This window comes from Variovorax sp. LjRoot290 (assembly GCF_964253985.1).
Lineage (GTDB): Bacteria > Pseudomonadota > Gammaproteobacteria > Burkholderiales > Burkholderiaceae_C > Variovorax.
In genome coordinates, this window is record NZ_CAXURW020000003.1 from 526,417 (window position 1) to 532,618 (window position 6,202).

The 6,202-nt window shown below is 63.9% G+C and carries 6 protein-coding genes; 5 read left to right on the forward strand and 1 reads right to left on the reverse strand.

Going from position 1 to position 6,202, the window contains the following annotated elements:
• Nucleotides 1-9 precede the first annotated feature (9 nt).
• The 4 genes from ACSQ9A_RS40060 to ACSQ9A_RS40075 all read left to right on the forward strand — a co-directional run bounded on the left by ACSQ9A_RS40060 (nt 10) and on the right by ACSQ9A_RS40075 (nt 4,597).
• Nucleotides 10-354 carry a hypothetical protein gene (locus ACSQ9A_RS40060; protein WP_436308231.1) on the forward strand — a complete coding sequence of 115 codons (345 nt, stop codon included), beginning with the start codon at nt 10-12 and terminating at the stop codon, nt 352-354.
• 274 nt (nt 355-628) lie between these two features.
• Nucleotides 629-1,795: a hypothetical protein gene (locus tag ACSQ9A_RS40065; protein WP_436308232.1), complete on the forward strand. Its 1,167-nt coding sequence runs from the start codon at nt 629-631 to the stop codon at nt 1,793-1,795.
• A 12-nt stretch (nt 1,796-1,807) separates the two neighbouring features.
• Nucleotides 1,808-3,253 carry a hypothetical protein gene (locus tag ACSQ9A_RS40070; protein WP_436308233.1) on the forward strand — a complete coding sequence of 482 codons (1,446 nt, stop codon included), beginning with the start codon at nt 1,808-1,810 and terminating at the stop codon, nt 3,251-3,253.
• Nucleotides 3,254-3,265: 12 nt separating this feature from the next.
• The gene (locus ACSQ9A_RS40075; RefSeq protein WP_436308234.1) at nt 3,266-4,597 is read left to right on the forward strand and encodes a hypothetical protein; all 1,332 of its coding nucleotides are present in this window, start codon (nt 3,266-3,268) and stop codon (nt 4,595-4,597) included.
• A gap of 93 nt (nt 4,598-4,690) precedes the next feature.
• Here ACSQ9A_RS40075 and ACSQ9A_RS40080 read toward each other — a convergent pair whose 3' ends face one another.
• Nucleotides 4,691-5,011: a hypothetical protein gene (locus ACSQ9A_RS40080; protein ID WP_436308235.1), complete on the reverse strand. Its 321-nt coding sequence runs from the start codon at nt 5,009-5,011 to the stop codon at nt 4,691-4,693.
• 205 nt (nt 5,012-5,216) lie between these two features.
• Here ACSQ9A_RS40080 and ACSQ9A_RS40085 point away from each other — a divergent pair.
• A partial coding sequence (locus ACSQ9A_RS40085) for an IS30 family transposase (protein ID WP_436308236.1) occupies nt 5,217-6,202 on the forward strand: 986 nt, incomplete at its 3' end.

A 6,202-nucleotide genomic window follows, 5' to 3' on the forward strand; every position in this document is an offset into this window, starting at 1 on the left:
AGCAAAGAAATGAACAGCCCGCAAGCCTCGTGGTTTCCCGATCCGTCACACAAGCCGCGCGCGAAGGACAACCTCGTCATTACCGACTTCGCAACGATGGAGCGCGGCGACGCCGCCTGCCTGATCATAAAGTCGGAGCCGGGAATGCAGCCGCCGGTCGGCGCACGCTGGCTGGCCTCGGCGCTCGAGCTGACCTTCCAGCATCCGCCGGCGCGGACCATGCTCTTCGTCGCACCGAAGTTCCGCACCAAGTGGGTCAACTCGGTCGTCGTCGCGCTATTCGACGGGCCCGGCGACATAAAAAAGGGCAGGATCACCATCAACGACATGGTGCCGGTGCCGATTTCGCGCTGACTGGCGGCGGGGTTCTCGCCCTCCGCAAACGGGCCTAGCCAGGCTACTCGCTCGCCTTCGCACATTGCAAGCCACGGACCAAGCGCCGTGGCGTTCTCGTTCGCGTGTACATCCCATGAATTCAGGTGGCGCCCCGTGCATGCATCGCGGAGAGAACAATCATCTGCGCGAAAACATTTGCGCAGAAATAAAGATCTGCCTCGATCATCGAAGCATGCGTGTGTTGTCGTCAAATAGTCTGCTGAGCGCCAGGGAGCGGCTTGCCCTCCAGGGCATGCTCGATGCGCCGGAGTGCGTCGAGATCCACGGCTCCGATCGCGCCTGGCGCGCAGGGCTTTTCGCCGCCGTGATGACCACGGTGTGCATGAGCTTCGGCTCCGCCCATGCCGACGACACGGCGCCTTCGCACCTCTCGCACATCGAAGCGCCCCCAGCATCCTTCTTCACGAAGAAGACAGTGGTGCCGAATACCGAGGCCGGTGTTGCCGCGCTCATGCGCCGCGCCGGCGCGCAAGAAGTTGCGTCCACCGCGGTGAGCGTGAAACCCACGGTGTATCCACTGCCGTTTCGCGCCGGTATGAACGAGGACGAGATCCACGAGAAGGTCGTCCAGTTCGTGTTCGGCAAGTCCGTCCTGGAGCCGGCGCTGGGCGGCTCCATCCGCCTGCAGAACAACCTCGAGGCCGACCTGCCGACGACGCAGTCGCCCATGTCATGGAGCTATGTCGCGAAGGAAAGCGGGCGCGCGGGCTGCACCTTCCTCATCAGTGACCAGCACGCCCCGGCAATAGGTTCGCTCGCTCGAGCCACGGGCATGAGCCCTGAGACCGCGCTCGACTACACGGTGATCCACGAGAGCGCCCACTGTGCGCAGCAGGCCGAAGTTCTGGCCGCCGCTTACGACGTGATGAAGCACGGACGCGTTCAACCCCAGCGGGTCGCCTCCGGCATGCTCGGCGCCCATCTGGAGGCGACTATCGCGGGCGGGAAGGAAGCGGACCTGTTCGTCAACAATCTGCTCGCCGGTCGCTCGAACATGCTGAGCGCCGAGCGCTTCGCAGATGGGTTCGCCCTGCTGGCGCTGATGGCGCAGAGCCGAATTAACGGACAACAGATCGAGGGGCTGATCGCGTGGCGTCTCGGCGACGCGCCGACCCACAACACGGCCAGCTTTCTTGCCCACATTCGTGACCAGGTGCGCAGGGATTCCGTGGCGTTTGCTGCCATGCAATCCGCCGGCGAGTCGGGCTTTGATGCTCAGGCGATCGCAGCCTTCCTTCGTCCGCGATGGAACGATTTCGAGAAGGCCGAACTGGAGGCGCGTCGCGAGAGCAGCGCTGGCCTCAAGGACGTCCTGGCCACCGGCATGAAGGCGCGCGCCGCGGATTCGTTCTCTCCGTCCGCAGTCGGTCCCGGCCGCACAACCTCCAATTTCAACTAGAAGGCCCGAAAGATGGCAAACCAGATTCGTTTTTCCGCAGAGGAGCGCGCAGCCCTCGCTGCAATGCTCGAGGCCCCAGAGGTGATCGAGCTGCACGGCAACGACACGGCGTGGAGGCACGGCCTGGTCGGAGCCCTCATGGCCACCGCCGCGATGACCTTCGCGCCGTCGGCCCATGCCGACTCACCCAATCTCTTCGAGCGCACGCTGAGCAGCGTTGCCAGCAATGCGATGGCAACCGCAGTTCGCCAGACCGTTCAGGGTGGCTTCGACGCGGTCGGAAAGACCGTGAAGCAGGCCGTCAATGGCGATTCGGCCAATGCCCAGGATCTACGCAACGTCACCGCCCGCCCCGGGACGGGCGCGGTGAGCAGCAGCAAACCGTCCCTCTCCTCCGCGCTGGGCTTCGGGCGCTCGGATCTGCCACAAACGACAAACGACCTGGCCGCAGTGATGGAGCGCAACGACGTCGCTTCGGTCGCATCGACGTCTGCACTGCGCCCGGTCTTGTTCCCCGTCGTCGTGGCTCAAGGTCAGAGCGAGTTCAGCCAGTTCAACGATGCGGCGGGCCGTGCTGTCGCAGCTGTGCCGGCGGGCCCGGGCGGTCAGGCGTTCGTGCGTGACGGGCTCATGCAGTCCCAGCAGGCTGGTCAAGGCCCCATGGCGGTGATGTACATGGGCGCCGCGCCGAACACGGCTGGATGCATGATCGTGATGCACGCCGGCAAGGCCGACTACGCGCAGCGGATGGCGCAGATGACTGGTCTGTCCATGAAGGAGGCGATGGACTTCGCCGTTCTTCATGAAGCCGCGCATTGCGCCCAGCAGGGGGAGACCCTCGCCGCGCAGCTCGAAGCTGGCACCGGCCGCGGCGAGCAGGCACGTCAGCGAACTGCCTATTCCGGCCTGGTCGACGTTCGCACCGAACGCGCCATTCAGGGCGGCGCCTTGCGCGCGCTTGCCGAACCGGGAATGGTCGACAAGACATCGCGTTCGGCCGAACGGTATGCAGATGCATTCGCCGCGCTCGCAATGAACGCTCAGCAGCCGCTGAGCGGCCAACAGTGGAACGGAATCGGTTCCTGGCGCATGTCCGCCGGCAGCGGCCACGACACGTCCAATTTCGTTCGCTGGGTGCAGGACCAGGTCCAGCGTGATCCGATCGCCCGGGAGGCGATGAAATCGGACAGCGGGGCCGGCTTCAACGCCCAAGCCGTCGCCGCGTTCTTGAAGCCGATCTGGAAGACCTTCGAGGCGCGCGAGATGGAGCTGGATCAGAACCGCCAGCGGACCAATCAGGGCTATCGGCCGGCGGAGCGCATCAGCCAGACGTCGACCTTCGGAGCCCGACAGTCCGATGCGGGCGGCCAGGCCCGCGGCGTGCAGCGCGAAGACCCGCGCGGCTATACCGACGAGGACATGCAGACGCTCCTGGGTGGAGCGCCTCGGCCGCGATAAGAGTCACCACGTATGAACCCCAAGGAACTTGCCGAACTCGAGGCGCTCCTCGCCGCTCCAGAGCGAGTCGAGATCCATGGCTCCGATCGCAAGTGGCGCGCGCACTTGCTGGGCACCCTCATGGCAGCGGCGGCGCTGAGTTTCGGCAATGCGCAAGCCGGACCCGAGTCCGCCGGCTTGCCAGTGGCTGCTGCGGCGGCTGGGTCAGAAACCGCATTCGAAGCGTCAGTCGCGGCGGCGATGCGGCGCGCGGGTGCGCAACAGATCGCCACGGCCACTCGAAGCACGAAGGTCTCGGCGTTCCCATTCGCCTACAGCGCGACGCTGTCCGGTCCCGAGCTGGGCCGGCAGGTAGAGCGCTTCGTGAGTCGGTCGCCAGGCTTGCTGCCACCGGTGAACGGCGGAACCGATCGAACCGGGGCGTACATCGCAACCATCGCCCCACAGATCGCCACTCCACATGCATGGGCCTATGCCAGCAAGTCGCCGGATCGCACCGGCTGCGTGATCCTGGTGTCGGACCACGATGTCCCAGAGTTCAGATCCCTGATGAAGACCGCAGGCATCGACGCCGAAACTGCGGCCGCCTACGTGCTGGCGCACGAGGCAGCCCATTGCGCGCAATACAGCGAGGGGATCGCCGCCTTGCGGGATGTGGCACTCACCGGCAAGGTCCGGCCAGAACGGGTGCAGTCCAACCTGCTGGACGTTCGCTTCGAGCGGCTCTTGATGGTTCGCGCGCCGAGCGAGAAGTTGATGGAGATGAGCGTCGAGCGCAAGCGGTCGTCGGAGCGCTACGCCGATGGGTTCTCGGTGCTGTCGATGCTGGCCAGGGGCGCCTTGACGATGAAGCAGCTCGAAGGGATTGCGAGCTGGCGCGCGGAAACGATCTCGAAGGATGGCCACGGGACATCGGAGTTCCTGCTGCATCTTCGCGACGCGGTTGTCGCCGACCCGAAAGTTCTTGCCACCATGCGGTCGCCCGCTGAGCCAGGTTTCGACGCGCAGGCGGTGGCGGCGTTCCTCAAGCCGCAGTGGAAAGCGTTCGAAATGCGCGAACTTGAAGCTGAGGTTTGGCAGCTGGACCAGAAATCACGCCAGGCGCCTGATCGGTCCAGTAAAGTAGAACCCATGACTACCTTCGCCCAACGCTTCACCGACCAGGAACGCACCGCGCTCGAGCTGATGCTCCAGGCGCCGGAGGCTGTGGAGATGCACGGCACCGACTTGGCTTGGCAGGAGGCCCTCAGTCAGGTCACGTCGCCTGTGCAGCCGAAGCCGTCCTTGAAGGATGCTTTGATGGCGGGCAGCGTGCATCCGGCGGACTCTCCGCGCGGCGGGTAGAACCGCGAAAGTCGGTTCTCGCCCAGAGAGCTGGCCTGCGACGCAGGCACTCCCGCAGTGCCGGCTTTTCTGTACCATTGGTGTTCTAAATTATTAAAGATTGAATTGCAAATAGACAGTTCCATCTTCAATAACGTTCGTTGATGCGCACCTGAGTCCAGACGTGCTCATCGAGGTGTTGAGATCCTCTAAGGGCGGCATACTTTTCTTGATCTGCTTGTCTATATAAAGCTCAGTTGCAACGCCGAACCCAAGGAAGACAAGGGGAATCTCGATGATGTTGTCGAAGTCAGACTCCACCTTAATGTCTTTCACTTCTATCTGAACGCCCGTGTCGGAGCAGCTAAAGGCGAGTTCAAAGTCGACGTCGACTTCGACATCAGGTGAAAGCGGGGTTCTTCCAGCGAGGTCCAAGTCGACCGCTATAGAGTTACTGGTTTTGCGGCTTATTTCAACAGATCCCGAACCGTTAAGGTGCCCCCAGTATCCTCTCGTCCCATGCAAGTTGTGCCCAACGACTGTATGAATTCTTCGCACGATTTCCTCGGGACGTAATTCGTACCTTAGGCCCGGCGGCCTCAAGTATGAAGTGCAACACCTCATCGCCTAAGGTGTGCACATGAACGAACGAACAAGGTACCAGCAGCTTCAACCTGAGGACCGGATGACGATGGCAAGCATGTGTCAGCAGGGTTCGAGCATGCGGGCCATGGCCCGCATGCTCGGGCGCTCGGCGTCCACCATCAGCCGGGAGTTGGGGCGCAACACGCTGGCCGAGTTGCCCTACGCCTCGCACTCGGCGCAGGTGAGCAGCCAGGGGCGGCGCCAGGCCGCTCGTCCGACACGCAAGCTCGACATGCAAGGTGTTGGTTGGGGCGTGGTACTGACCCTGCTGGACTGGAGGTGGTCACCCCAGCAGATCGCGGGTACCCTGAAGCGCGTGTTCCCCAACGAGCCCGAGCGCCACGTGTCCCACGAAACCATCTACAACGCCATCTACGCTCAGCCGCGAGGCGAGTTGCGACGCCAGCTGGTCGCCTGCCTGCGCCGCGGGCGCAGCACCCGCATGCCCCGCACCCGAGGCGATGATCGCCGTGGCCAGATCCCAGAGATGGTCAGCATCCACGTGCGCCCTCCAGAGGTGAACGACCGCGTCATGCCGGGGCACTGGGAGGGCGACTTCATCAAGGGCGCGGGCAACAAGTCCTCGGTGGGCGTGCTGGTCGAGCGCACCAGCCGTCTGGTGCTGCTGGCCAAGATGGACGACGCCACCGCCGCCTCGGCGCTCGCGGGCTTCTCTGCAAAGCTGAATTCGATTGCCGAGCCGCTGCGCCAGAGCCTGACCTACGACCAGGTCAAGGAGATGTCGCGTCATGCTGACCTGGCAGCGCAGACCGGCGTGAAGGTCTACTTTTGCGACCCGCACAGTCCGTGGCAGCGCGGCACCTGCGAGAACACCAACGGGCTGTTGCGCCAGTACCTGCCCAAGGGCACCGACCTGAGCCTGTTCAGCCAAGACGAACTCGACGCGATCGCCGACAGCATGAACAACCGCCCTCGCGCCACTCACGCGTGGCACTCGCCCCTGGAAGTGTTCGCAAGAAC

Bases quoted from the DNA above. Each gene is read 5' to 3' on its own strand.
- ACSQ9A_RS40060 (WP_436308231.1), top strand. From the start codon at position 10: ATGAACAGCCCGCAAGCCTCGTGGTTTCCCGATCCGTCACACAAGCCG.
- ACSQ9A_RS40065 (WP_436308232.1), top strand. From the start codon at position 629: ATGCTCGATGCGCCGGAGTGCGTCGAGATCCACGGCTCCGATCGCGCC.
- ACSQ9A_RS40070 (WP_436308233.1), top strand. From the start codon at position 1,808: ATGGCAAACCAGATTCGTTTTTCCGCAGAGGAGCGCGCAGCCCTCGCT.
- ACSQ9A_RS40075 (WP_436308234.1), top strand. From the start codon at position 3,266: ATGAACCCCAAGGAACTTGCCGAACTCGAGGCGCTCCTCGCCGCTCCA.